The organism is Thiothrix sp., assembly GCF_028714775.1.
Lineage (GTDB): Bacteria > Pseudomonadota > Gammaproteobacteria > Thiotrichales > Thiotrichaceae > Thiothrix.
This window is the reverse complement of the sequence record NZ_JAQTLS010000069.1, coordinates 1-2,580: the sequence shown is the minus strand read 5'-3', so window position 1 is coordinate 2,580 and position 2,580 is coordinate 1. Positions and strand designations below refer to the sequence as shown.

Here is a 2,580-nt window from a genome sequence, read left to right as displayed (position 1 = left end):
GGCGTGGCCTTCATAGACCCGCGCAGCAGCCAGGTGGACATCATCCAGGCCGTGGGCCGCGCCATCCGCCTGAGCCCGGACAAGAAGGCAGGCACGATTGTCTTGCCGGTGTTCATCGCCGCCGGACAAAATGCCGAAGACACCATAGAGGCCAGCTACTTCAAACCCATCTGGGATGTGCTGAATGCGTTGAAGGCACACGACGACGTGCTGGCTTGCGAACTGGATAAGATCAGGACTGAGCTGGGCAGAAAGCCCGGTGCGGGTGTCAGCGCAGACGGGTTGGGGAAAATCAGGATTGATTTGCCTGCTACGGTGGATGCAAATTTTGGCAGCGCGCTGCGCACTTATCTGGTTGAGCAGGTTACGGCGTCTTGGAATTTCTGGTTTGGGTTGCTGGAGGTGTTTGTGGAGGCAAATGGCAATGCAAGAGTTCCATATGGATACGTTACCCCTGAGGGTTATAAGCTGGGTCTATGGGTTATTAAGCAGCGTGCAAAATCAAAGAGTGAACTCAGCCAAGACCGCATAAAGCGTCTGGAGTCACTCTCCGGATGGTCATGGGATCCTTATCTTGAAGCATGGGAAGATGGCTTCGGGCAATTAGAGCAATATGTGAATCAGCACGGCAACGCAAGGTGCCCGCGAGGGTATGTTATGCCTGATGGCTATAAGCTAGGTCAATGGGTTGGTATGCAGCGTAGACCCAAAACAAAGAATCTCCTCAGCCAATACTGCATAAGGCGTCTGGAGTCACTCTCCGGATGGTCATGGGATCCTTATCTTGAAGCATGGGAAGATGGCTTCGGGCAATTAGAGCAGTATGTAAATCAGCACGGCAACGCAAGGGTTTCGCGAGGGCATGTTACGCCGGAGGATTATAGACTTGGTCAATGGATTGGTGCGCAGCGTGAATCAAGATCAAAGAATCAACTCAGTCAAGACCGCATAGAACGGCTGGGTTCACTTCCTGGATGGTCATGGGTTCCTCTTTCTGAACAATGGGAAGAGGGATTCAAACAGTTAACTCTGCACGGCAACGCAAGGGTTTCGAATGGATATGTTACCCCCGAGGGTTATAGGCTGAGTCAGTGGGTTAGTAAGCAGCGTGAATCAAGATCAAAGAACAAACTTAGCCAAGACCGCATAGAACGCTTGGATTCACTGCCGGGATGGTCATGGAATCTCCTTTCTGAACAATGGGAGGAGGGGCTCAAACAGTTAGAGCAGTACGTAAATCTGCTCGGCAATGCAAGGGTTCCGAAAGGATATGTTAACTCTGGGGGTTATATGCTGGGTAATTGGGTTAGCAAACAGCGTGTCTCAAGATCAAAGAATCAGCTTAGCCAAGATCGCATAGAGCGTCTTGAGTCACTTCCCGGATGGGTTTGGCGAATTAATGAGGTTGTTAGTCGCCGATGCCGCTGATGCGCCGGGCGCGCGCAAGGATAATCGTAAACCCACGTAACGTGCAATGACATAGGGCGTGACATAGGGCGTCAATAAGCAAAGCGCATTGCGCCATATGATCGCTTGCAATTCGGTGCAATGCCCGTTGGTTATCAACGAGCTAAAGGGGCCAGGTTCGGGCCGTTTGCGAACATGAGCCATACCCCGCTGCCGCACTCATCTGAATGAAGTTCCGTTGCACATCGCGTAGCGCGGGCATATCCTTGCAACCATCAGTTGGTGTATCCTTGCCGCTATTGAAGCTACTATCAAAACGTCTTGGAGTTCATGCCATGTCAAACACTATCACCTTGCCGCAATCGGTATTCAAGCGGCTGGAAAAAATCTCGGCTACAACGCGCTGCACACCGGAAGCATTCGCCAAACAAGCCATCACCGAGCGCATCAAATACGAAGAATGGGCATTGGAACAGATTGACGCGGGGCTTGCCGAATTGAAAGCTGGAAAGGGTATTCCGCACGATGAATTTCTCAAAAGGATAGGCGCGGTCAAACATGCCAAAAAGGCCGCTTGAATGGTCGCCGCGCTCACAGCGTAATGTTGAGTCGATACGCGACTACATCGCGGCGGACAATCCCCCAGCCGCTGCGAGAGTCGTGGCGGAACTAATCAAAGCCGTTGAGAAGTTACCAAGCTTCCCCTTGCTTGGGCACACCGGGCGGCGAACAGGAACTCGGGAACTGGTGCTCACTCGCTACCCGTACACCATCATCTATCGGTTGACCCAAAAAAAGATTGCCATTGTTGCCGTGCTGCACCAATCCCGGCAAACCTCCTGACGGTCATGGCAATTGCGCCACCCCTGATGATTAAACTTGCCATGACCGTTAACCATCCGCTCAACGCCAGCTAAAGTGGTCAGCTTCACATTTCTTTTTCCACAAAATGTACAACCCAACACGCCAGCCTTACTGAATTGAACACCTCCGCCAAAATTCCACCTGCCACACTGGCCAAACTCGCCAAGCTCGGCATTCACCGTCGTTTCGATCTGGTGCTGCATCTGCCGTTGCGCTATGAGGATGAAACACAGCTGCAGCGCATCGCCGGTCTCGTGCCCGGAGTGAGTGCGCAGGTGGAAGGCGAAATCATCCACAGCGAAATTACCT

The 2,580-nt window shown here is 52.4% G+C and carries 3 protein-coding genes and 1 pseudogene; all 4 read left to right on the top strand.

Annotation, left to right across the window (positions count from 1 at the left end; genetic code table 11):
- Nucleotides 1-1,428 (top strand): DEAD/DEAH box helicase (locus tag PHE17_RS21660; RefSeq protein ID WP_301018010.1); only part of this gene is annotated, 1,428 nt, incomplete at its 5' end.
- A gap of 314 nt (nucleotides 1,429-1,742) precedes the next feature.
- Nucleotides 1,743-1,985 (top strand): hypothetical protein, encoded by a 243-nt coding sequence (locus PHE17_RS21655; protein WP_301018009.1) that lies wholly within the window; start codon nucleotides 1,743-1,745, stop codon nucleotides 1,983-1,985.
- Complete coding sequence (locus PHE17_RS21650) at nucleotides 1,966-2,250, top strand: type II toxin-antitoxin system RelE/ParE family toxin (protein WP_301018008.1); 285 nt, start codon at nucleotides 1,966-1,968, stop codon at nucleotides 2,248-2,250. Before PHE17_RS21655 ends, PHE17_RS21650 begins: the two co-directional genes overlap by 20 nt.
- A gap of 137 nt (nucleotides 2,251-2,387) precedes the next feature.
- Nucleotides 2,388-2,580 (top strand): annotated as a pseudogene (locus PHE17_RS21645) (hypothetical protein); the annotation flags it as partial.

Bases quoted from the DNA above. Each gene is read 5' to 3' on its own strand.
- PHE17_RS21655 (WP_301018009.1), top strand. From the start codon at position 1,743: ATGTCAAACACTATCACCTTGCCGCAATCGGTATTCAAGCGGCTGGAA.
- PHE17_RS21650 (WP_301018008.1), top strand. From the start codon at position 1,966: ATGCCAAAAAGGCCGCTTGAATGGTCGCCGCGCTCACAGCGTAATGTT.